Below are 23296 nucleotides of genomic sequence, written 5' to 3'. Positions count from 1 at the left end.
CGGCTCACTGGTAGTGGACGAAACGCCGGCTGAGCCGGAACTGGAGGGCGGTGACCGCCATGATCAGCACGAACAGCAGCACGCCCACCGCGGACGCCTCGCCGAACCGCAGCTGCTCGAAGGCCTTCTCGTAGATGACCATCACGACCGTGCGGGTGGAGTCGCCGGGGCCGCCGTCGGTGAGGACGTACGGCTGCTCGAAGACCTGGAGCGCGTTGATGATGCCGACCACCGAGGCCACCAGCAGGGTGGGGGAGAGCAGCGGCAGCGTGATGGCGAGGTGCTTGCGCGGGCCGGTCGCGCCGTCGAGCGCGGCGGCCTCGTGGATCTCCTTGGGGATGTTGTTCAGTCCGCCCACGAACAGCAGGAACGAGAAGCCGAACTGCTGCCACACGTACACGATGACCACCGTGGCCATCGCGCCGTGCTCGGAGGTCAGCCAGGGCACGGGGGCGATCCCGAACAGGCCGATCAGCCAGTTGACCACGCCGAAGTCCTGGTTGAACAGGTACTTCATCACGACCGAGATGGACGCGGCGGACAGCACGAGCGGGAAGAAGAACGCCGACCGGAACACCGACCGCAGCCATGCGGGCATCCGGCCGTTCAGCGTGAGGGCGAGCGCGAGGGCGATCAGCAGCTGCGCGGCGACCGCGAAGACCATGAACACCAGCGTGTTGCGGAAGGACACCAGAACGGTCGTATCGCCGTACACCTCCCGGTAGTTGGCCGCACCGGCGAAAGCGGGCGGGTCGATCACGTTCCAGTGGAAGAGGCTCAGCACGACCGAACCGGCGATCGGTACGACCGTGAAGACCACGATCCCGACCACCGTCGGCGCCAGGAACACCGCCGCCAGCAGCCGCGCCCCCCGCTCACGCGGTCCCGGGCGCACGGCCCGCACGGCCGGGCTCGCGGCGCGCGGCCGCACGGCGGAGATCCGGGTGTCCGTCATACGTCACGCTCCATGGCCTTCTCCAAGTCGCCCTGCATCCGGCGCAGCGCCGGTCCGACCGAACCTGGGCTCGACAGCGCCGTCCCGGTGTGCTTCAGCAGCACCTGGGTCACCTCGGCGACCTGCGGCGGGGCCGGGACGGGGCCGGTGTCGGGGAACCGGTCGAGGGTGTCGTAGAAGACCCGCCAGTGCGCCGGGCCGGTCTCCCGGTAGCGGTTCGCCGTCAGCATCGAACGGCGGGCCGGGGTGGTCTGGTTGGTGGTGAACAGCGTGCGCAGGGTGTCGCGGCGGGCCGAGTACTTGATGAACTCCCAGGCCGCGTCCTGCTGCTTCGAGGTGCGCAGCAGCGCGTAGCCGGCCGCGCCGAACTGGTGGCGCTGGGTGTGCCGGCGCGGGAAGTACTGCACGTCGAAGCCGTCGGCGCGCATCCCGGCCAGATGCAGGCCGCCCGCCCAGAAGCCGCCGGCCGGGGTGACCCCGACCCGGCCCGTGGAGAACACCCCGATGAGGTTCTGGCCGTTGCCGCCCTCGGGCCGGGTGCACAGTCCGTCGTGGACCAGGCCGGCGAGGTAGTCGTACGCCTCCACCACCAGGTCGTCCGTGGCCTGCGGCGTCGTCCAGCGGAAGCCGCCCCCGCGGCCCCGCCGCCGGTCCGCCGGGTAGAAGGCGTCCCACAGCCAGGAGCCGCCCGGCGCCTTGGACTCGGCGAGCAGGTTGGTGCCGTTCGCGAACAGCCAGGGGACCACCCCGCCCCACAGCCGGTTGGTCCAGAAGTACGGCGTGAAGTGCGAGTCGCTCGCCCTCTTCATCCGGCGCAGCAGCGCGGTGAAGTCGTCCCGCGTCCAGTCCCCGGCCGGGAACTCGGCGCCGGCGCGCCGCAGCACCCGGGTGTTGAGGTACATGTCGGCGGCGTTGAACTCGATCGGGAGCTGGTACAGGCTGCCCTCGTACATCATCGACTCCACCAGTGAGGGGTGGACGTCGGCGAAGTACTCCCGCAGTTCGGCCGCGTCCCGCCGCACCCAGCGGTCCAGGGGCACCCCCAGGTGGCGGGCGAACAGCTGCACCCCCTCGGTGGCCACGTAGACCAGGTCGGGCGCGGTGCCCGCCGCGATCTGCGTGAGGATCTTGGCGAAGAAGTCCGACCAGTCCACGGCCTGCACCGCGTTGATCCGGACCTTGATGTCGGGGTGCAGCCGGCGGAAGCCGTCGACCAGGGCGCGGACCCCGGCCGGGGCGAACGCGGACCCCAGGGTGGCGACGACCAGCGAGCCGTCGTCGCGGCCCGGGATGTCGGCTCCGGTGAGCCGGTCCCAGCTCGCGGCGGTGCCGGCGAGCGCGGCGGCCCCCGCGCCGTAGGCGCCGTAGCGCAGCAGGGCGCGGCGGGAGTAGAGCGAGTCGGTCATCCAAGCGTGCCTAACTCGTGTTAGTCGAGGGGTGATGCCCCAGATGATGAGAAGCGCGCCACAGCGGTGTCAAGGCGCGCGAACACTTGACCTTTAACGAGTTAGGTCTACAGTCCCTTGAGCCGATGACCCGTCAGGAAGGGGACACCGAACGATGCGTGGTCTGAGCAGAAGGGCCCTGTTCGCCTCCACGGCCGCCGGAGCCGGCGCGGCGCTGCTGCCCGCGGCGCCCGCCGGGGCGAGGCCGCGGCCCGGGGCGCCGGCCGGATGCGCGCGGTACCGCGCCGACTACCACTTCACCGTGCCCGACCAGTGGAAGAACGACCCGCAGCGCCCGGTCTGGATCGACGGTGAGTACCACTGCTACTACCTCTACAACGCCGACTACCTGGACGGCCGCGAGGGCACCGCGTGGCGGCTGGCCACCAGCACCGACCTCGTCTCCTTCACCGACCGGGGCATCGCCGTCCCCAAGGACACGACCGTCAACGGCGACGTGTGGTCGGGCTCGGCGGTGGTCGACACCACCGGCACGGCCGGCTTCGGCGCGGGCGCGGTCGTCGCCGTCGTCACCATGTCACCCGGCGGCGGCACCGACCACCAGGAGCAGTTCCTGTACTACTCGACGGACGGCGGCCGCACGTTCACGAACCACGGCACCGACCCCGTTCTCGCCAACCCGGGCGTCCTCGACTTCCGCGACCCCAAGATCATCCGAGACGACGACCACGACCGCTGGGTGATGGCCCTCGCCGAACGGAACAAGGTCGGCTTCTACCACTCGGCGGACCTCAGCTCCTGGACGTACGCCGGCGCTTTCGTCAAGGACGGCCTCGGTGTCCTCGAATGCCCCGACCTGTTCCGCATCACCGCCGACGACGGCGCCGTGAAGTGGGTGCTGGGCGTGAGCGCGGACGGCACCGGCTCGGGGCAGCCCGGCACCTACGCCTACTGGACGGGCTCGTTCGACGGCCGAGGGTTCACCGCCGACTCCGCCGACCCGCAGTGGCTCGACCACGGCTGGGACTGGTACGCGGCCGTCACCTTCGAGAAGCGGAACCCGGACGGCAGGGTCGACCCGGCCACCCGCCACGCCCTCGGCTGGCTGAACAACTGGGCCTACGCGCACACCACCCCCACCATCGACGGCGACGGCTTCAACGGCACCGACTCGATCGTCCGCGAGATCACCCTGAGGAGGACCGCCTCCGGCGGCTACCACCTCGCCTCCCGCCCGGTCCCCGCGCTCGACGCCTACGTCTCCCGGACCGTGCGCCTCGGCGACCTGACGGTCGACGGCACCCGCACGCTCGACCACACGGGCATCTCCTACGAACTGAGCACCGAGATCACCTGGTCCGAACTCACCGGCGCGGGCGTCCAGTTGCGCCGCTCCCCGGACGGCGTACGGCACATCGACGCCGGGGTGTACGGCGACTACGCCTTCCTCAACCGCCGCGGCACGGTCAACCCCGACACCGGCGGCACCCGGCAGGAGAGCCGCACCCCGTTCGACCGGTCCGCCGGCCGGGTGCGGCTGCGGATCCTCGTGGACCGCACGTCCGTCGAGATGTTCGTGGACGACGGCCGGTACGTGCACTCCGCCGAGGTGTTCCCCTACCTGGTCGACGACCGCCTGGCCCTGTTCAGCGCCGGCGGCACGGCCGTGTTCCGGAACACGGTGATACGGGAGTTCGCCGTGCCGGGGCAGAGGGTGTCACGATCTCCCCGGTAGCGGACACGGACGAGCACCGGAGGGCGCATGACGGCGGACAGGGCGACCGCGGACGGAACGGGTCACGTCACGGGCGTGGAGGTGCGGCCGGTCGCCGGGCACATCGGCGCCGAGATCACCGGCGTCGACCTCGCCGGGCCACTGGACGACGCGGTGACCGCGCTCATCAGGGACGCGGTGCTGCGCTGGAAGGTGGTGTTCTTCCGCGGCCAGCGGCTCGATCACGCCGGGCACATCGCCTTCGCGCGCCGCTTCGGCGAACCGGTGGTGCTCCCGCGCCGCGGACCGCACTCGCCGCCCGGCTTCCCCGAGATCGAGACCACCGCCGACCGGCTGGAACTGGGCGGACGGTACGGCATGGACCACGACGAGTGGCTGAGCCGGCGTCGGCACACCCTGCTGCGCGGCTGGCACTGCGACCACGGGGCCCGCGTCGACCCGCCGGCCGCGACCATCCTGCGCGCCGAGACCGTCCCGCCCTACGGCGGCGACACCACCTGGGCCAACCTGGCCGCCGCCTACGCCGGACTGTCCGCGCCGGTCCGCGCCTTCGCCGACGGCCTGCGCGCCGAGCACCGGCTCGGCGTCGGCTACCAGCCCCGGCCCGGCGACGACGCCTACCTCCGCCATCTGCTGGACCACCAGGTCGCCTCCGTGCACCCGCTGGTCCGGGTGCACCCGGAGACCGGGGAACGGGTGCTGTTCGTGAACGGCTACTACGTCGAGCAGATCGTGGACGTCTCCCGGCCGGAGAGCGCGGCACTGCTGGAGATGCTGCTGGAGCAGGCCGTGCGCCCCGAGTACACGGTCCGCTTCCGCTGGGAGCCCGGCAGCGTCGCCTTCTGGGACAACCGGGCCACGATGCACCTGGCGCCGAGCGACCACGCGCACGTGGGTTCCCGGCGGGTCATGCACCGGGTGATGCTCCGCGGTGAGGTGCCGGTCGGGGTGGACGGGCGGTGCTCCGAGCCGGTGACGGGCACGGAGGCGGGTCGCTGGTGACTCGGCGGGTGGGCCGCCGGCCCAGCGTCGTCGCCGGGCCGGGGCTGGGAGCCGACGCCGAGCCGGTCGGCGCGCACCGGGTGATGCTTCGTGGTGGGGTGCCGGCCGGGGTGGACGGGCGGTGCTCCGAGCCGGTGACGGGCATCGGGGCGGGTCGCCGGTGACTCAGCCGGCGGGCCGCCATCCCAGCGCCGGGCCCAGCCGCGTCGCCATGTCGGTCAGGATCTGCACGTAGTCCTCGTGCTCGAACGTGAACGGCAGCGCGAACGCCACCTCGTCGACCTCGCGGAACGCGGCGTGCGCGTGCAGCCGTTCGGCCAGTTCCGCGGAGGTGCCGACCAGGTCCGGTGCGAACAGCAGCCGCGCCGGGCCCTGCGGAGAGGCCGTCCGGGGCAGGCGCCCGGCGGCGTAGGCCGCGTACTTGGCGCGCTGCTCCGGTGTCGCCGAGTCGGTGGGGATCACCACCAGCCCTTGGGAGACGCGGGCCGCCTCCCCGTCCGGGTGATGGGCGCGGAACGCGCGGATGTGGGACAGCTGGATCTCCGCGAAGTCCAGGGGCGCCTCGGGGTCCTCCGCCTTGACGACGCTGCTCGTCAGGTAGTGCATGCCGTGCTCGCCGGCCCAGCGCGCCGAGCCGAGGCTGCCGCCGCCGTACCACAGCCGCCGGCCGAGCCCGGGGGAGTGCGGCTGGACGACGTCGCTGAAGACCTCGATGCCCTCCACCCCGCTGAAGTCGGTGGCGGGCTTGCCGCGCACCAGGTCCAGCAGCCGCCGCACGCGCTCGTAGGAGAAGTCCTCCGCGTCGGCGGTGTCCGGGTAGAGAGCGTCCTTGACCTGGTCGTAGTGCAGGGGCGGGCCCACGCTGACGCCCGGGTTCAGCCGGCCGCCGGACAGTATGTCCACCGTCGCCAGGTCCTCGGCGAGCCGCAGCGGGTTCTCCCAGCCGAGCGGTGTCACCGCGGTGCCCAGCGCGATCCGGCGGGTGCGCTGCGAGGCGGCGGCCAGCACGGCGACCGGGGACGATATGCCGTACTGGAGGTGCCGGTGGCGGACCCAGGCGCTGTCGAAGCCGAGCCGCTCGCCCAGCTCGATGATCTCCAGGGTGGACTCGTGGCCACGGCCCGGGTCCGCGGGGTCGAACAGGCCGATGGTGAGGAAGCCCAGCTTGCGCAGCGGGCGACGGGTGGACGGCACGGGCTCCTCCAGCGGTGGTACGTCGGCTCCGCACCGATTCTCGCAGGCGAGTGTGACAACCGTGTGATCAGTTCGGCCGGCCCGTGATCACGCGGTCCGGGGCAGCGGGATCACCACCTCGTCCTCCACCGGCGGGTCGAGTTCCTGCGCGCGGTTGCCGGTCGCGGCGAAGCAGCGCAGCCGGACCGCGTCGGGACCGACGTCCAGCCGCAGGAAGCACTTGAAGAAGGGCGGGCTGTAGGTGGCGGAGGACGGCGAGAACAACTGGGTGTAGATCTTGCGGACGGGCAGCCGGAACCGGGCGGGCCGGCCGGGGCGGCGGCCGGCACCGAGGAGGCTCGCGACCAGGCGGGCGCGGCGGGTGACCCGGACGTCCGGGCCGGGTGCGCGGGCCGGCTCGATGCCGAGCCGTTCGGCGATCACGGCCGTCGCCTCCGCCTCGGTGAGGGTGAAGAAGCGGCGCAGCCGGAGCCTGCGGCCGTACAGGCGGCTGTAGAACGCGAGCGAGTCGCCGCGCAGCGGGTAGCAGCGGAACGCTTCCTCGGTGACCCCGCCGACCGCGACCGGGGGGATGGTGTGCGTGGCGTGCATGAACGCCCCGCCGCCGCCCGCGACGACGTACTGGATCGTGCGGCCGTCCACGTCGACCGGGTACCGCTGGTAGTTGTGGATGTCGCCGCCGATCGCGGCCACGTAGCGGTGCTCGGGGGCCCGGACGATCTCGTCCACCGTGCCGCCGCCCTCGATGGGGCTGGGGTGGTGCTCCCCGTCGACGTACAACGGTGATCCGGTGACGAGGATCTTCGGCCGGGGTCCTTTCGATATCTCCCGCAGCCAGGCGCCCTGTTCGGCGTCGACCGTGCCCAGCAGACCGGTGTCGATGCCGACGATCCGCACCGGTCCCGCGTCGATCGCCCAGTACGGGCCCGGCTGTGCCGCCTGTTGACCGGGCCCGGCGCGCAACTCCCGTGCCATGGCCAGCCGTTGCTCGTCGGCGGGACGCGCCCGGTGCCACAGCAGGGAGCGCCACCAGGCGCCGGTGAGCGGGCGGGGCCGGGGCTCCGGGGCGGGCGGCGGGGGGTCGGCGCAGAAGACGCGCATGAAGGCGCCGAGGTCCTCGTACCAGTCGTGGTTGCCGGGGATCGCGTAGATCGGCGCGGGATAGTCCTGGTACGGCCTGAAGAACTTGTCGCCGTAGTCGTCGGCGCTGCCGACGGGATAGATCACGTCGCTGGCGATGACCGCGAAGTCGGTGTCCCGGCCCACCTGGAGGAACCCGGGCACGACGGCGTACTGGGAGTCGCCCCCCTCACCCGTGTCCCCGATGACCATGAAGGAGAACCGTTCCGGTACGTCCCGGCGGATCACCTTGTCCGCGGGCGCTCCCGCGGCCGCCCGGGAGGCCACCCAGCGGCTGCGCGTACGGCCGGTCGGGTCGCCGAACCAGGACGCCAGCACGCCGTTGCGGGCGGCCCACAGGACGCGCGGGTTCAGCCACGACAGCTTCTCGACGTGGTCCGGCATCAGCCGTCCGTAGGTGCCGGGTTCGGCCGCGCCCCAGCCGGCGCCCTGTGCGGTATCGCGTGAGGAGTCAGACACGCGGTGCACGGTAACAACGCGCCGGTCAGCGGCGGAACGCCGGGGTCACGCCCAACGCGCCTGCATGCTCGGCCGGTTCGGGGCACGCCACCCTCCGCGGGACGGCGCGCACCTTGCTCGCGGTGGGCGACGCGGTGACCGTGGGTCCGACCGCGTGCCCCGCGTGTTCCGCGACGGCCTGCGGGCCGGGGACCGGGTTCCGGGTGCCACCGGGTGACCGGTACGACGCCGGCGTCGACGTAGGCGGCCGCCCTCGCGGGGGAGGAGGAGAGCGGCGTCCGGGCGTGTGCCGGGACCATCGGGTCGTCGTCAGACCTCCAGGAACTGCCGGCTGCCCGCCCCACGGACCAGGTGGGTGACGACGCGGCGCGGGGAGGCGCGGCTGCCGCGGGCGATGGGGTTCGCGCGCGCGGGGCGATAGGGAAAACCCTCGATTGACTCGCCGTTGGGTGACATGGCTCGGTCAATGCTGTCATTCTCCCTCAGCACGCTGATCCACCCCACCCGTTCCTGGATCACGGTCCCGCACAGCTCAGCTCACCCCGGGCAGCAGACCCGTCTGCCCGTCTGTCACCGGCCGCCGACCCGCGGCCGCAGCAGGAGGAGTACGAGTGAGTCCCCACAGACCCCTTCCCCACAAGCGGGCCACGCTAGGAGCCGCCCTGGTCTCCACCGCGGCCTTCCTCGCCGTCGGCCTCCAGGCGGTCCCGGCCACCGCCGCACCGACCGCCGCCCACCCCGGCCCGCTGCGCACCGGCGGCCTGGAGGCGAAGCTCAGCCCGGCCCAGCACCAGGCGCTGATCAAGAGCGCCCGGCAGCAGACCTCCACGACCGCCCGCACCCTCGGCCTCGGCGCCCAGGAGAAGCTGGTCGTCAAGGACGTCGTCAAGGACAACGACGGCACCCTGCACACGCGGTACGAGCGCACGTACGCCGGACTGCCCGTCCTCGGCGGCGACCTCGTCGTGCACACCCCGCCCGCCTCGCTGGCCAAGGGCACGGTGAGCGCCACCTTCAACAACAAGCGCACGATCAAGGTGCGTTCCACCACCGCGACCGTCAGCAAGGCCGCCGCCGCGACCACGGCCCTGAAGGCCGCGAAGACCCTGCGCGCCGAGAAGCCCACCACCGACAGCGCCCGCAAGGTGATCTGGGCCGGCAGCGGCACCCCGAAGCTCGCCTGGGAGACGGTGGTCGGCGGCTTCCAGGACGACGGCACGCCCAGCCAGCTGCACGTCATCACCGACGCCGGCACCGGCAAGGAGCTGTACCGGTACCAGGCCGTCAAGACCGGCACCGGCAACACCCAGTACAGCGGCACCGTCACCCTGAACACCACGCTGTCGGGATCGACGTACCAGCTCAACGACACCACGCGCGGCGGCCACAAGACGTACAACCTCAACCGGGCCACCTCCGGCACCGGCACCCTGATGACCGACGCCGACGACGTCTGGGGCGACGGGACCGGCTCCAACACCCAGACCGCGGGCGCCGACGCCGCCTACGGCGCGCAGGAGACCTGGGACTTCTACAAGAACACCTTCGGACGCAGCGGCATCCGCAACGACGGCGTCGCCGCCTACAGCCGCGTCCACTACAGCAGCGGCTACGTCAACGCGTTCTGGGACGACAGCTGCTTCTGCATGACCTACGGCGACGGCTCGGGCAACACCCACGCCCTGACCTCGCTGGACGTGGCCGGCCACGAGATGAGCCACGGCGTCACCTCCAACACCGCGGGCCTCGACTACAGCGGCGAGTCCGGCGGCCTGAACGAGGCGACCTCCGACATCTTCGGCACCGGCGTGGAGTTCTACGCCAACAACAGCTCCGACCCCGGTGACTACCTCATCGGCGAGAAGATAGACATCAACGGCAACGGCACCCCGCTGCGCTACATGGACAAGCCGAGCAAGGACGGCGGTTCGGCGGACAGCTGGTACTCCGGGGTCGGCAACCTCGACGTGCACTACTCCTCCGGTCCGGCGAACCACATGTTCTACCTGCTGTCCGAGGGCAGCGGCACCAAGGTCATCAACGGCGTGACCTACAACAGCCCGACCTCCGACGGCGTCGCCGTCACCGGCATCGGCCGCGACGCCGCGCTGAAGATCTGGTACAAGGCGCTGACGACGTACATGACGTCCAGCACCAACTACGCCGGCGCCCGCACCGCCGCCCTCAACGCCGCCGCCGCGCTGTACGGCACCAACTCCACGCAGTACGCGGGAGTGGGCAACGCCTTCGCCGGCATCAACGTGGGCAGCCACATCAACCCGCCGAGCAGCGGGGTGACCGTCACCAACCCGGGCAGCCAGTCCTCCACCGTCGGCACCGCCGTGAGCCTGCAGATCCAGGCGAGCAGCACCAACAGCGGCGCCCTGACGTACAGCGCCTCCGGTCTGCCGGCCGGCCTGTCGATCAACAGCTCGACCGGTCTGATCTCGGGTACGCCCACCACGGCGGGCACCTCCAGCACCACGGTCACAGTGAAGGACTCCACCGGCGCGACCGGCACCGCCACCTTCGGCTGGACGGTCAGCGCGACCGGCGGCGGCTGCAGCTCCACCCAGCTGCTGAGCAACCCCGGTTTCGAGTCGGGCAGCACCGGCTGGACCGCGACCAGCGGCGTCATCACCACGGACAGCGGGCAGGCGGCCCACAGCGGGTCCTACAAGGCCTGGCTGGACGGGTACGGCTCCTCGCACACCGACAGCGTCTCCCAGTCGGTGACGATCCCGGCGGGCTGCAAGGCCACCCTGACCTTCTACCTGCACGTCGACACCGCCGAGACCACCACCAGCACCCAGTACGACAAGCTGACGGTGACCGCGGGTTCGACGACACTCGCGACCTACTCGAACCTCAACGCGGCCTCCGGCTACACCCAGAAGACCTTCGACCTGTCCTCGCTGGCGGGCCAGACGGTCACGCTGAAGTTCAACGGCGTGGAGGACTCCTCGCTGCAGACCAGCTTCGTCGTGGACGACACGGCCCTGACGACCGGCTGATCCCGCACTGACGACAGCGGTCCCGCACCCGGCCGTCCGGGTGCGGGACCGCTCGCGTGTCAGCTCAGCGGATCAAGCGTCAGATACGCCTGCTGCGGGCTGCCGTCGTGCACCAGGGACTCCTGGTTGCCGACGTCGTCGAAGGCGAACGCGTACGCCTTCCCGTCGGCCGTCTGCGCGTGGATCGCGCGCGCGTAGTGGTTGGTCACCGCGTCCCGGTAGAAGTTCGCGGTCGTGGTGTCCGGCTGGCTGGGGTTCACCAGCAGGGTCGACCGGTTGAAACCGGCGCACAGCGTGCGGGAGATGGGCCCGCGGACGTTGTCGTTGGGCGCGTCCAGCAGCTTGTGGCAGCCGAAGATGCTGGCCGCGTCGGGCTTCTGGAAGCTGGTGACGACCGCGCCGGAGGAGTTGGTGAAGTTCATGACGTTCCCGGAGACACGGCCGTAGTACTTGGTGTTCGGCTGGTCCGCGAACGGCGTGACGGTCAGCGTCGACGTCGTGTACTTCTGCCAGACCCGGTTCACGTAGTCGTCCATCGCGTTCGCCGGCAGCGCGCCGGTCTCCACCCCGTACAGCGGGGACAGCGCGCGCAGCACGGTGCCGTCGGGACGGGCCTGGATCAGGCCCGCCCAGCCGCCCGGCTGCGCGCGGAGCGTGCTGAAGAAGCCGTTCCAGCCGCCGGACTTCAGGTGCCCGGTGCTGTTGACGCTGCCGTCGGCCCGCTGCACCCCGACCGCGTACGGCGCCGAGAACATGTCCACCTGGGTGCTGTTGAGCCACAGCCCGGAGTCGTCGAGCGTGTACTCCGACCAGTTGAACAGGATGTTCCGGTTGGGGTCGGACGGGTTCTGGACGGCCGGCTGCACCAGTCCGCCGGTGGTGAGCCGGAAGTCGAGCTTCTGGCCGTACGAGAAGTAGACGCGGCCGGAGAACTTGGGGATGCGGATGGTCGTGGACTGCCCGGCGGCCGGGCCGGGTATCGCCGCGTCCGGTGCGGGGGTCGGCGGATTGCCGCCCGCCGGCCAGGCGTGGAAGGCGCCGCTCGCGTCGGCCCAGCCCTGCCGTCCCGAGGACAGCTGGGTGCCGAGGTCGTAGATGTACACCGGCTCGGAACGGCCCGAGTTGTTCGTGATCTTCAGCGGGATGGTGTCGGGGACGGCGGCACCGGCGCGCTGCGGTGCGCCGAGGCCGAGCAGTCCGCCGAGCAGCGCCGCGGCGGCGGCCAGGGGGAGCGCGCGACGGGGAAGCGCGCGGCGGATGGACCTGTGGAGCACTCTCCACCTCCGTGTGGGGTCGGGGTCGTACGGAATTGGTCCGTACCTGCTTGAGAGCGCTCTCAGATTCATGCCGAGACGAGTGCATGTCAATGACATGGACAAGATCGGCCCGGCGCCCGCCGTCGGGAGGGCGCCGGGTCCGGCGTCGGGACGTGCCTGGGACGAGGTCAGAACGTGCGCTCGAGCAGACCGAGCAGCGCCGCCCAGTGCCGCTCGTCGGCCTCCCGGTCGTAGGCCGGGGTGTCCGCCTGGGTGTAGCCGTGGTGGGCGCCGGTGTACACCTCGCAGGTGTGCCGCACCCCGGCGGCGGTCAGCGCCTCCTCGAAGCGCGCCACCTGCTCCGGGGGCAGCGACGGGTCCTCGTCGGCGTGCCCGAAGTAGAGCTCGGCGGTGATGGCCGGAGCCTGGAGGTGGGGGCTGTCCGGGTCGTCGGTGGCGAGGCGCCCGCCGTGGAAGCCGGCCCCCGCGGCGACCCGGTCCGGGTGAGCGCCCGCGGTCCACAGCACGAGCCGGGCGCCCATGCAGTAGCCGGTCAGCGCGACCGGGCCGCCGGCCGCGACCGGGCTGTCGGCCAGCCACCCCAGGTAGGCGTCCGCGTCCCGCCTGACCTGGTCCGGCGTCAGTCCGGTCACGATCGGACCGAGCCGCTCCCAGAGGGTCGGGTCGGCGCTGGGGTCGATGAACTCGGGCAGCTGAAGGACCGGTGCCCGGCCCAGGCGGTAGAACACGTTCGGCACCAGCACCGTGTATCCGGCACCGGCGAGCCGGTCGGCCATCGACCGCAGGTACGGCCGCAGACCGTAGGCGTCCTGGTAGAAGAGGACGGCCGGACGGGGCCGGCCGTCGGCCGGATGGACGAGGTAGGCGTCGGCGACGCCGTCCTCGGTGGGGATGTCGACGGCGGTCGCCTGGACATCGGTCATGGTGAGAAGGCCCTCCCTCGGGGATGGGCGCGGGCGGCGGGTGCCCGCCCGGCGCCGCGGCTACGGCCATGCTGCCACGCAAGATCCAGTCCGGCGCACCCGGTGCCCTGGCGCTCACGCGCGGGGCGGTGAAACGCGGCCGGTGGCACTTGCGCGCGGTGGGTGGTGCTCGGGGGGCTCGCCTGGTGCTGGTGCTGGTGCTGGTGCTGGTGCTGGTACCGGTGCTGGTCGGCACCGGTGGCGCTGTGTGCGCGGTCGGTGTGCGCCCGCCTCCGTGCGGCCTCCGTGCCGTTCGCGCTGAGCGGCCGGGGTGCTCGCCCGGCGGGACCCGGTGTCCCGGGCGCTCACTCGAAGCGGCTGGTGTCCCCGGCGCCCCGTCGGACGATCTCCGCCTCTCCGCTGGAGAAGTCGACCACCGTCGTCGGTTCGGTGCCGCAGTCGCCGGAGTCCACCACGGCGTCCACCACGTGGTCGAGCCGGTCCTTGATCTCCCAGCCCTGGGTCAGCGGCTCCTCCTCGTCCGGCAGCAGCAGCGTGCTGGACAGCAGCGGCTCACCCAGCTCCGCCAGCAGCGCCTGGGTGACCACATGGTCGGGGATGCGCACGCCCACGGTCTTCTTCTTCGGGTGCTGAAGCATGCGCGGCACCTCGCGGGTGGCCGGCAGGATGAACGTGTAGCTGCCCGGTGTCGACGCCTTCACGGCCCGGAACACGTCGTTGTCGACCCGGACGAACTGGCCGAGCTGCGCGAAGTCCCGGCACATCAGGGTGAAGTGGTGCCGGTGGTCCAGCCGGCGGATGGAACGGATCCGGTCCGTGCCGTCCCGGCTGCCCAGCCGGCAGCCGAGCGCGTAACAGGAGTCGGTCGGGTATGCGATGAGCGCCCCCGAACGGACCGCGTCGGCGACCTGGCCGATGCTGCGCGGCTGCGGGTTCTCGGGGTGCACGTCGAAGTACTTCGCCATCTGCTGAGCTTATGCCGTCCCGGGGCGCCGGACGGATACCTATGATCTCATACCTGTTTGACATGGGTATGACCTCATACCTATCGTTGCGGTCGTGTCCTCCCCGCCCGGATCCAGCGCCCCCCAGCGGGACGTCGACAGCGTCGCCCCGGCGCTCGCCGACGCCCTGCCCGCGCTGCACCGGGCCCTGGACCGGCTGGTCGCCCGCGACTACGCCCTCCCCAAGCCGCCCGAGGGCCACCTCAATCTGCTCCGCCACGTCGCCGAGCACGAGGGCGCCACGGTCCGCGAGGCCGCCGACGCCCTGCTGATGAAGCCCAACAACGTCAGCGCGCTGGTCTCCCAGCTGACCGAGCAGGGGCTGTTGGAGCGCCGGCAGGACAGCGCCGACAAGCGCGTCGTCCGTCTGCATCCGACGGCGGTGGCCCGGCGGCGCCTCGGTGAGGTGCGCGCCCTGCAGGTCTCCCACCTCACGGAGGCCCTGCTGTCGCTGACCGAGGGCGAGATGGACGCCCTCGGCTCGGCCCTCGGCGCCCTGCAGTCGCTGACGCGCGGGCTCCGCTCCGCCGCCCACTGAGCCGCAGCCCCCTTGTCCGGCCGCTGTAGCCCCCTGTCCGGCCGGCGCCCGTGCGTGCCGTCGCCGGCCGGGGGCGCGGGCCGGCGCGGGCGTTCCCCTCCGTCACGCATCCCTTTCCGCATCCCCGTACCAGACGAGGCTTCTCCATGCCGTCCACCTCCGTGGATCACTCCGCCGTGCCCGCGTCGCCGGCCTCCTCCGGATCGCCCACGGCGCCGGTCACCGCCGCCGCCCGGCGGCGCGCCAACCCCTGGCTCACCCTCTGCGCGGTCGCGTTCGGCCTGTTCATGGTCCAGCTCGACGGATCCGTCGTCGCGATCGCCAACCCCGAGATCGGCCGCGAACTGCACGCGTCCACCGCCCAGTTGCAGTGGGTGACCAACGCCTACCTGCTCGCCCTCGCCGCCACCCTGATCCTCGGCGGCAAGCTCGGCGACCGGTTCGGCCGGCGCACCTTCTACCTCGCCGGCGTCGCCGGATTCGCGCTCTCCTCCGTCGCCATCGGCCTGTCCGGCTCCATCACCGGGGTCGTCGCCTTCCGCGCGCTCCAGGGAGTCTTCGGCGGCCTGCTCATGCCCAACACCCTCGGCCTGCTGCGGGCGGTGTTCCCGCCGCGCAGGTTCGGTATGGCGGTGGGCATCTGGGCGATGGTCTCCGCCGTCTCCACGGCGCTCGGCCCGATCGTGGGCGGCCTGCTGGTGGAGCACGTCAGCTGGGAGTCGGTGTTCTACATCAACCTGCCCATCGGCGTACTCGCCTGTGCCTTCAGCGCGTTCGTGCTTCCGCAGTCGAGGAACGCGACCGGACACCACCGCTTCGACGTCACCGGGGTCGTCCTGCTCACGCTCGGCCTGCTGAGCGTCGTCTTCGGTGTCGTCAAGGGCGAGACGTGGGGCTGGGCGTCCGCCGGGACGTGGGGCGCGATCCTCGCCGGCCTGCTCCTCCTCGTCGTCTTCGGCCGCCACGAGACGCGTGTCGAGCACCCGCTGCTGCCGATGCGGCTCTTCCGCAGCCGCGACCTGACGGTGGGCACGGTCATCACCGCCCTGAACTTCTTCGTCATGCTGGGCGTGATCTTCTTCGTCATGCTCCACCTGCAGAACGTGCGTGGCCTGACGCCCGTCCAGGCAGGGGTCCGCACCCTGCCGCTGAGCCTCGCCTCGCTCGTCGCCTCCCCGCTCGGCGCCGCCCTGACCGGGCGCTTCGGCGCCCGCTTCTGCATGCCGCTCGGCATGGTGCTCCAGGCGGCGGCCTGCTTCACCATGCTCAGCTGGTCCGGCGACTCCCCGTACGCCACCATGTGGCCGCCGTTCGTCGCGCTCGGCCTCGGCGTCGGCATGGTGCTGTCCGCCTCCTCCGACGCGATCGTCGGCAACGCGCCCGTACGGGACGGCGGTGTGGCCGGCGGACTCCAGGCCACCACCCTGCAGATCGGCGGCGCCCTCGGCACGTCCGTGCTGGTCTCCGTCATCAGCGCCCGCGTCGGCACCACGCTGCGGACCGAGCTGACCGGCGCGGGCGTGCCGCAGACCCTGGCCGGGAAGCTGGCCGAGGCCAAGGACGCGGTGGCGATGGGGGTCGCCCCCGTCTCCGGCACCATGCCGAAGCCCCTCCGGGCGGCCGTGACCGAGGCCAGCGCACGGGCCTTCCTGAACGGCCTGCACACCGCCGCGGCCCTCACCGGCACCCTCTGCGTCCTGGGCGCACTCCTGGCGGCGGCCGCGATGAGCCGCGGGAGGACCGCCGAGGCGGAGTGAGGGACGGACGGTACGGCGACGAGGGGCCGCGAACGCGACGGCGCGCGGCGCCTGCTCACGAGCACCGCTTGCCCGGCGGACGCGCCCCCGCCGCCGCAGCCCCTGATCGGCCCGCAGCCCCTGATCGGCCCGCTGGGCCTGACCGGTCCGCTGGGCCCGATCGGTCCGCTGGGCCCGACCGGTCTGCTCGGCCGACTGGCCCGACCAGCCGGATCGGCCTGCCGGGCCTGACCGGTCCGATTGGCTCGATTGGCTCGACTGGCTCGACTGGTCTGACCGACCCGACCGGCTTGAGCAGCCGATCAGTCTGCCCGGTCCGCCCGGCCCGATCAGTCCGACCGGCCGACAGGCTCGACCGGCCCGATCAGTCCGACCGGCCGACAGGCTCGACCGGCCCGATCCGTCTGACCGGCCGACCAGCTCGCCCGGTCCGCCCGGTCCGCCCGGTCCGACCGGCTCATTGGCTCGATTGGCCTGACCGGCTCGACCAGGGCCTGACCGGTTCGCCCGGTCCGACCAGGCGACCGGCTCGCCTGATCCGCTTGGTCCGACCGGCTCATTGGATCGATTGGCTAGACCGGCTAGACCGGCTAGACCGGCCTGACTGACCCGCCTGGCCCAACCGGCTCGACCAGCCCGACCGGTCCGCCCGGCCCGATCAGCCCGCCCGGCTCGACCGCCCTGACCGGCCCGCCGGGCCCGACCGGCCGACCAGCCAGACGAGCCCACCGGCCAGGCCAGCCCAACCAGCCCAACCCCCGACCGGCCGGCCAGGCCGACCGCACCCACTGGCGGCCCCGATTTGTCGTTCTGTCGGCCTGGCCGGCCGGCCTGCCCGGCACGATGGGCCCGGTCGGCACTCCACCCGCCCCGGCGGCGGCTGTCCGCCCGGGGCTCTCCCGCCTCGGGCGCAGCGCAGGGGCGAAGAGCCGGGCGTGTGGGCCGTAAGCGCGCAGGTCGCGGAGGACCGGCGCCGGGCGGCACCGCCAGCCGTCCCCCCCGTTTCCGGTTCCCGTTGGGAATGAGCCGGAACTCGTGTGCGTACGTCCCGGGTTCCAGGGCAACCGGCTTCTTAGTCGCCCAGGGCCTTCCCCCCGCCCGGGGCGCGGCGTCTCCGCCGGCGGCCACCCCCCCCAGGCCGCCGGCGGAGCCATGCCCGCCGGCACCGGCCCGCGGACCGTCGACCTCCGGGGCCTCAGGGGCCTCGGCTCGCGGGGAACTGACCGTACGGTCACGTCCAGCCGGCGCGTCACGGCGGGGGAGAGGGTGCGGAGGTCCGGCTCCGGGGCCGACGGGATCGATGGGCCGGACGGGCCGTACCGGACGGCGACGGACGCGGCCGGTACGGCGGCCGGGGCGGGTCCCGCCGTGAGGGGCACGTACAGCGTTCCCGCCTCGGCACGTGGGAGGCGACCGTGCGCGGGGCGGACGTCGGAGCCCGGACCGGCCCAGCACAGGAGCGCCCGGCACGCCCCCCGGCCCGAGCCCGGGAGGCTCCCGACCCGACGTAATGCTTGTCCGACGGGTGGAACGTCTCGTTCGGGCGATGGAGTCACCCGACCCGGTGAGCGCGCGGTCCGGGGCGTACCGGTGGCGGGTCCCGGGCGTTGCCCCGGCATGGACCGCTTGGACTGGATGGACCGGATGGAGCGCATGGACCGGATCCGCCGGCTGCGCCAGATGGACCGTACCGGGGAGCCGATCTACGCCGGGCTCGTCGCGGAGTGGCGGGCGCAGGGGCGGACCGTCCCCGCCGAGCCGGACGCGCTGTGGGCCGCCCTCTCCGGCCGCACCCGCGGCGCCCGGCGCGAGGCCAGGCACCTGTGAACCGTCACCGGTACGGCGCGCACAGCGGGGCGAGCACCGCCAGCGTGCCGTTGGCCTGTCGCAGCGCCTCCTCCAGGGCGCCGGGCGCGTGCAGCGTGCCGGTGCCGTCGGGCGGCACGAGCCACTCCAGGGAGCGCGCCGGCCGGTAGGGCGGCGGCACGGTGACCCAGGAGCCCCTGGTCGCGTACCGCAGCCCGGCGCCGATCCAGCCGCCGGCCGGGTCCGGCGGCAGGAAGAACCCCACCCTGCCCGCCGTCGTGTCCACCAGCGTCGGGCCCGGCACCGGCAGGCCGGGCCGCCACAGCAGGTCCAGGGCGAGCAGTCCCAGCCGGTCGGGGACGCTCAGCACGTCCCAGAAACGGCCCGCCTCCAGCAGTGCGACGCCCTCGCCGTGGTCCCATTTCCATTTGCAGGCGCGCGGGTCGGCCGACGCCGCCGCCAGCCACTCCACGCCCCGCGTCCACATCGTGTTCGTCATGCACTGCTCCGGGTGTCCTCGCTCGCCTGCCCGGGCGCAGGGAACGGCCGTTTCCGGGCAGTTCGCGCGTCCGCACGCCAACCCGGCATATGCATGGTTGTAGATATTTCTATGTGGCGGAAGGGGTGGCGTGCCCTGGCGTTTGAGGCGGGACGTTCGAACTCCGTGCGCTGGTTCGTCAGTCGGAGCACGGGGATGCGTCACTCGTCCGAGGGAGGGAGCACGCTCGGAACGCTTGTTTCGAGTGTGATGACAATCGATTCGAGCGTCAGACCTTGAGCTACGCATCGTTTCCGTCGTACGCTCACGGCATTCCCTTCCCGTCTCTGTCGAGGTGTCCCATGGACCGCACGCGTCTGCCCGCCCTTATGGCCCGCGAGAGCGCCGAGGCCGAACGCCGCAACCCGCGCTCCCGGGCGGCGTACGCGCGCGCCGACCACCTCTTCGGCCGGGTGCCGATGACCTGGATGAACAAGACCGCCGGTGCCTTCCCGCGCTACCTGGCGGGGGCGCGCGGCGCCCGGGTCACCGACGTCGACGGTCACGCGTACATCGACTTCTGCCTCGGTGACACCGGCGCGATGGCCGGCCACTCACCCGCCCCCGTCACCGAGGCGATGCACCGCCGGTACGCCGAACTGGGCGGGGCCACCGCCATGCTGCCCACCGAGGACGCCGAGTGGGTCGGGGCAGAACTGACCCGCCGCTTCGGCCTGGCCCGCTGGAGCTTCTCGCTCACCGCCACCGACGCCAACCGCTGGGCGATCCGGCTCGCCCGTGCCGTCACCGGCCGGCCGAAGATCCTCGTCAACAGCTACTGCTACCACGGCAGCGTGGACGAGTCGCTGATCGTCACCGGCCCGGACGGCACCGGCACCGCCCGCCCCGGCAACGTCGGCGCGCCCTGCGACGTGACGCTGACCAGCAGGGTCGCCGAGTTCAACGACCTCGCCGGGCTGGAGCGGGAGCTGGCGCACGGCGACGTCGCCGCCGTACTGATGGAGCCCGCCCTCACCAACATCGGCATCGTGCTGCCCGAACCCGGCTACCTCACCGGCGTCCGCGAGCTGACCCGGCGCTACGGCGCCCTGCTCATCAACGACGAGACGCACACCTTCTCCGCCGGGCCCGGCGGCTGCACGGCCGCCTGGGACCTGGAGCCCGACCTGCTCACCATCGGCAAGGCGATCGGCGGCGGCATCCCGGCCGGCGCCTACGGCCTCTCCGCCGAGCTCGCCGACCGGCTGCTCGGCCGCACCGACCTCGATCTCGTCGACATGGGCGGCGTCGGCGGCACCCTCGCGGGCAACGCGCTGTCGGTCGCGGCCACCCGCGCCACCCTGGAGCACGTGCTGACCGACGAGGCGTTCGCCCGGATGGCGAGCCTCGCCGAGCGCTTCGAGGCGGGCGTCCGGGCGGGCATCGAGGCCCACCGGCTGCCCTGGTCGGTCAGCCGGCTGGGCGCCCGTACCGAGTACCGCTTCACCTCCCCGGCCCCGCGCACCGGCACCGAGTCCGCGGCGGCCTCCGACCCGGAGCTGGAGGACTACCTGCACCTCTACCTCGCCAACCGGGGCATCCTGCTGACCCCGTTCCACAACATGGCGCTGATGTGCCCGGACACCACCGAACAGGACGTCGACACCCACACCGAGGTGTTCGCCGCCGCGCTCGCCGAACTGGCCGGCTGAGGCGGGGAGCCGGACGGGATGAAGGACATGGACGAGATCGACCGGGCCATCCTGCGCGAGCTGCAGACCGACGGCCGTATCGCCTACGCCGACCTCGGCCCCAAGGTCGGGCTGTCCGCGTCGGCGGCCCGGCAGCGGCTCCAGCGGCTGCTGGACTCCAAGGCGGTCCAGGTGGTCGGCGTCACCGACCCCATGGCCATGGGCGGACAGGCCATGGCCCTGCTCGGCATCGGCGTCGACGGCGACCCCCGGACCGTCGCCGACACCCTCGCCGAGCGCCCCGAGGTCGTCTACTCGGTGCTCACCTCGGGTGGCTTCGACCTCTTCGCCGAGGTGGTCGCACCCGGCCCGAAGGCGCTGCTCGACTTCGTCAACGACGTGGTGCGCCCCATCGAGGGGGTCCGCGAGGTCCGGTCCTTCCCGTACTTCGGCATCCACACCCACCGCTTCCTGTGGGACGTGGGCTGACCGGCGGGGACGACGGGGTCAGTCGGCGGACGGCCCGGGCGTCAGCACCAGCATGGTGACGTCGTCGCGGACCGCGTAGCGCCGCCGGGCCAGGTCCGCCCACACCGCGCCGGGCAGCTCGGCGGACGGGACGCCGGACAGGGCGGCCAGCCGCTCCGGCAGCGGGTAGAAGGCGCCGTTGCCGTCCCGTGCCTCCCCCACGCCGTCGGAGGCCAGGAACAGCCGGTCGCCCGGTCCGAGCGCCACGGTGGTCTCCTTCGGCGGATCGACCCCCATCAGCCCGATGCCGAGCGGCGGACCGGGCGCGGCGGTCACCTCCCGGGCCTGTCCCTCGTGCAGCAGTACCGGCACCGGATGACCGCAGGCCACCAGCCGGACCGCGGCCGTGTCCGCCGCGAACTCCAGCAGCAGGGCCGTCGCGAACAGCTCCCCGTCCCGGACGCCCGCCGAGTCCACCGCGAGCCGGCGGTCCAGCCGGGCGGCCACCGACTCCAGGTCCGGCTGGTCCAGGGCGGCCTCCCGGAAGGCCCCGAGCAGCGACACCACCGTCGCGACCGCCGCCAGCCCGTGCCCCCGCACGTCACCCATCACCGCGCGCACGCCGTACGGCCCCTCGCGCACGTCGAAGAAGTCGCCGCCCACCAGCGTCCCGTCCTGCGCGGCCCGGTAGAAGGACGCGCACCCCACCCGCCCGACCCGGTCCGGCAGCGGCGGCAGCACGGCCCGCTGCACCGCCTCGCCGATCGCCCGCTCGGTGTCGAGCTGGGCGTCCCGGTGGCTGCGCACATAGGACACGAACACGCTCAGCGCGGCCACGAACGCGATGGTGAGCACGTCCGTGTTGCCGGGGAGGTTCAGATGGGTGGCGGGGAGGTTCAGCACCACGATCGCGCCCACACCGAGCAGACCGGTCATCAGCGGGCCGTAGGACAGGACCGCAAGCGGCGGGATGGCGCCCAGCAGGAAGCCGAGGTCGCGCGCGTGCGACGTGACCATCGTGGCCGAGCCGACGGCCGCGAGCAGCAGCACGGGCAGCACCCGGATCCACCACGGCGGCGGCGCGCCCCGCAGCCACCCGCGGTCCTCCCGGTCCCCGCGCGACGACCGGCCGCGCACCGAATCCACATCCCCAAGTTACGCCGCTCCCGGCGTACCGCGCGGCACGGGAGACCCGCCGGACGCGGTGCGGAAACAGCCCTCGGGAAAACGGTGGACCCCGGTCGGCCGAACCCCTAACCTGTGATCACCACGCCCGGGACGGACGGACGAAGGAGGCGAGTGTCATGTGGATCACCACCATCCAGCGCTCCCCCCTCCCCGTGCCGCGGGCGTGTCACGTCTGAGCAGACCGGGAGCGCGCACACCGTACGCATCCCGGAGGATTCCTTGACCGACCTGGTCATACGCACGCTCGACGAGAGCAGCGCGCACCTTTTCCGCACCATGCCCGACCCGCTCGCGCTGAGCGACAAGCACCGCGACACCCGCTACCGCCCCGACTGGCAGCGCATCGCCCTGCGTGACGGCCGCACCGTGGCGCGCGCCGCCTGGTGGGGCCGCCCCGAGGACCCCGAGCCGCTCGTGATCAACTGGTTCGACGTCGCCGAGGGCGAGGAGGAGGCGGGCGCCGAGCTGCTGCGGACGGCACCCTGGCAGACACCCGAACTCGAACTCGACCTGCCCACCGGCTGGCGCGACGACCCGCTGCGCCGGGACGCGGTGGCCGTCCGGGAGGATGCCGCCCGCCAGGCCGGCTACACCCCCCTGGTGCAGCGCTTCCTGTACCGCTGGACCCCGGACCGGGGACTGCCCGAGCGGCCCGGCCGGCTGCTGTTCACCGCCGAACCGGACGACGACGTGTTCCTCGGCCTGCTGCGCCGCATCGCCTCCGGCACGCTCGACGCCCACGCCCGCCGGGCCATCGAGCAGGGAGGCGTGGACCAGGCGGCGCGGGAGGACCTGGAGATCCTGCGCTGGTTCCCGTCACCGCGCGAGTGGTGGCAGATCGCGCGCACCCCGGAGGGCGACCCGGTCGGCATCCACATCCCGGCGCGCAACCCCGGCGGGCCGTGCGTCGCCTTCGTCGGCGTCGTACCGGAGCACCGGGGCCACGGCTACGCCTACGACCTGCTCGCCGAGTGCACCCACTTCCTGGTCGGACAGGGCGCCGAGTTCATCGCGGCCGCCACCGACCAGGGCAACGTCCCGATGGCCGCGCACTTCACCAAGGCCGGCTATCCCGTCGTACGGGAACGCGTCAACTACTGGACCGACCACGAGGCGGCGGCCGGGTGACGCGCTGAGCGCGCGGTGACCCGCGGCGCCGGGGGCGGGGGCCGGCCCCGCCCCCCCCCCCCGGGGCGGCGGGGCCCCTCGCCCGTACCCAAACCCTCATCAAGGGCACAGGCGGCATCGGCACGGTCCGCAG

At 72.8% G+C, this 23296-nt stretch carries 19 protein-coding genes; 9 read left to right on the top strand and 10 right to left on the bottom strand.

The genetic code is table 11. The annotated features are described in order from the left end of the window. Window positions 1–4: 4 nt before the first annotated feature. Both AB0947_RS38625 and AB0947_RS38620 read right to left on the bottom strand, forming a co-directional pair. Complete coding sequence (locus AB0947_RS38625; RefSeq protein WP_366755066.1) at window positions 5–955, bottom strand: sugar ABC transporter permease; 951 nt, start codon at window positions 953–955, stop codon at window positions 5–7. Next, window positions 952–2361 (bottom strand): extracellular solute-binding protein, encoded by a 1410-nt coding sequence (locus AB0947_RS38620; RefSeq protein WP_366755065.1) that lies wholly within the window; start codon window positions 2359–2361, stop codon window positions 952–954. The genes AB0947_RS38625 and AB0947_RS38620 overlap by 4 nt, the downstream gene beginning before the upstream one ends. A gap of 154 nt (window positions 2362–2515) precedes the next feature. Here AB0947_RS38620 and AB0947_RS38615 point away from each other — a divergent pair, with 154 nt between their 5' ends. Together AB0947_RS38615 and AB0947_RS38610 are read left to right on the top strand one after the other, a co-directional pair. Then, window positions 2516–4096 carry a GH32 C-terminal domain-containing protein gene (locus AB0947_RS38615; protein WP_366755064.1) on the top strand — a complete coding sequence of 527 codons (1581 nt, stop codon included), beginning with the start codon at window positions 2516–2518 and terminating at the stop codon, window positions 4094–4096. Window positions 4097–4123: 27 nt separating this feature from the next. Further along, the gene (locus AB0947_RS38610) at window positions 4124–5098 is read left to right on the top strand and encodes a TauD/TfdA family dioxygenase (protein WP_366755063.1); all 975 of its coding nucleotides are present in this window, start codon (window positions 4124–4126) and stop codon (window positions 5096–5098) included. Window positions 5099–5263: 165 nt separating this feature from the next. Here AB0947_RS38610 and AB0947_RS38605 read toward each other — a convergent pair whose 3' ends face one another. From AB0947_RS38605 to AB0947_RS38595, 3 genes are all read right to left on the bottom strand, one after another. Next, window positions 5264–6292, bottom strand: a complete 1029-nt coding sequence (locus AB0947_RS38605) for an LLM class flavin-dependent oxidoreductase (protein ID WP_366755062.1) — start codon at window positions 6290–6292, stop codon at window positions 5264–5266. Between the two features lie 87 nt (window positions 6293–6379). Continuing rightward, window positions 6380–7891: a metallophosphoesterase gene (locus tag AB0947_RS38600; protein ID WP_366755061.1), complete on the bottom strand. Its 1512-nt coding sequence runs from the start codon at window positions 7889–7891 to the stop codon at window positions 6380–6382. A 309-nt stretch (window positions 7892–8200) separates the two neighbouring features. Further along, window positions 8201–8347 (bottom strand): hypothetical protein, encoded by a 147-nt coding sequence (locus tag AB0947_RS38595; RefSeq protein ID WP_366755060.1) that lies wholly within the window; start codon window positions 8345–8347, stop codon window positions 8201–8203. Window positions 8348–8502: 155 nt separating this feature from the next. On the opposite strand from AB0947_RS38595, the gene AB0947_RS38590 reads away from it, so the two are divergent. Further along, complete coding sequence (locus AB0947_RS38590) at window positions 8503–10905, top strand: M4 family metallopeptidase (RefSeq protein ID WP_366755059.1); 2403 nt, start codon at window positions 8503–8505, stop codon at window positions 10903–10905. A gap of 59 nt (window positions 10906–10964) precedes the next feature. Here AB0947_RS38590 and AB0947_RS38585 read toward each other — a convergent pair whose 3' ends face one another. The 3 genes from AB0947_RS38585 to AB0947_RS38575 all read right to left on the bottom strand — a co-directional run bounded on the left by AB0947_RS38585 (window position 10965) and on the right by AB0947_RS38575 (window position 14070). Then, window positions 10965–12179: a glycoside hydrolase family 64 protein gene (locus tag AB0947_RS38585; RefSeq protein ID WP_366755058.1), complete on the bottom strand. Its 1215-nt coding sequence runs from the start codon at window positions 12177–12179 to the stop codon at window positions 10965–10967. 170 nt (window positions 12180–12349) lie between these two features. Further along, complete coding sequence (locus AB0947_RS38580) at window positions 12350–13105, bottom strand: dienelactone hydrolase family protein (RefSeq protein ID WP_366755057.1); 756 nt, start codon at window positions 13103–13105, stop codon at window positions 12350–12352. A 344-nt stretch (window positions 13106–13449) separates the two neighbouring features. Next, the gene (locus tag AB0947_RS38575) at window positions 13450–14070 is read right to left on the bottom strand and encodes an L-threonylcarbamoyladenylate synthase (protein ID WP_366755056.1); all 621 of its coding nucleotides are present in this window, start codon (window positions 14068–14070) and stop codon (window positions 13450–13452) included. A gap of 94 nt (window positions 14071–14164) precedes the next feature. Between AB0947_RS38575 and AB0947_RS38570 the strand changes: the two genes are divergently transcribed. From AB0947_RS38570 to AB0947_RS38560, 3 genes are all read left to right on the top strand, one after another. After that, window positions 14165–14647, top strand: coding sequence for a MarR family winged helix-turn-helix transcriptional regulator (locus AB0947_RS38570; RefSeq protein WP_366755055.1), 483 nt, complete (start codon window positions 14165–14167; stop codon window positions 14645–14647). Window positions 14648–14793: 146 nt separating this feature from the next. Next, a complete protein-coding gene (locus AB0947_RS38565) occupies window positions 14794–16404 on the top strand; it encodes an MFS transporter (RefSeq protein ID WP_366755054.1) in 1611 nt (536 codons plus the stop codon). A gap of 1617 nt (window positions 16405–18021) precedes the next feature. Further along, the gene (locus AB0947_RS38560; RefSeq protein WP_366755053.1) at window positions 18022–18231 is read left to right on the top strand and encodes a hypothetical protein; all 210 of its coding nucleotides are present in this window, start codon (window positions 18022–18024) and stop codon (window positions 18229–18231) included. Between the two features lie 4 nt (window positions 18232–18235). Here AB0947_RS38560 and AB0947_RS38555 read toward each other — a convergent pair whose 3' ends face one another. Next, a complete protein-coding gene (locus tag AB0947_RS38555; RefSeq protein ID WP_366755052.1) occupies window positions 18236–18709 on the bottom strand; it encodes a hypothetical protein in 474 nt (157 codons plus the stop codon). A 341-nt stretch (window positions 18710–19050) separates the two neighbouring features. On the opposite strand from AB0947_RS38555, the gene AB0947_RS38550 reads away from it, so the two are divergent. Both AB0947_RS38550 and AB0947_RS38545 read left to right on the top strand, forming a co-directional pair. Beyond that, the gene (locus AB0947_RS38550; RefSeq protein WP_366755051.1) at window positions 19051–20400 is read left to right on the top strand and encodes a transaminase; all 1350 of its coding nucleotides are present in this window, start codon (window positions 19051–19053) and stop codon (window positions 20398–20400) included. A 27-nt stretch (window positions 20401–20427) separates the two neighbouring features. Continuing rightward, window positions 20428–20868, top strand: a complete 441-nt coding sequence (locus tag AB0947_RS38545) for an Lrp/AsnC family transcriptional regulator (protein WP_171160272.1) — start codon at window positions 20428–20430, stop codon at window positions 20866–20868. Between the two features lie 18 nt (window positions 20869–20886). On the opposite strand, the gene AB0947_RS38540 is transcribed toward AB0947_RS38545, so the two are convergent. Further along, complete coding sequence (locus AB0947_RS38540; RefSeq protein WP_366755050.1) at window positions 20887–21993, bottom strand: PP2C family protein-serine/threonine phosphatase; 1107 nt, start codon at window positions 21991–21993, stop codon at window positions 20887–20889. 261 nt (window positions 21994–22254) lie between these two features. Here AB0947_RS38540 and AB0947_RS38535 point away from each other — a divergent pair, with 261 nt between their 5' ends. After that, window positions 22255–23163: a GNAT family N-acetyltransferase gene (locus AB0947_RS38535; RefSeq protein ID WP_366755049.1), complete on the top strand. Its 909-nt coding sequence runs from the start codon at window positions 22255–22257 to the stop codon at window positions 23161–23163. Window positions 23164–23296 lie beyond the last annotated feature (133 nt).

Source organism: Streptomyces sp. NPDC047841 (assembly GCF_040704085.1).
GTDB classification, from domain to species: Bacteria; Actinomycetota; Actinomycetes; order Streptomycetales; family Streptomycetaceae; genus Streptomyces; species Streptomyces argyrophylli.
This window is presented reverse-complemented; position numbering and strand designations above follow the sequence as displayed.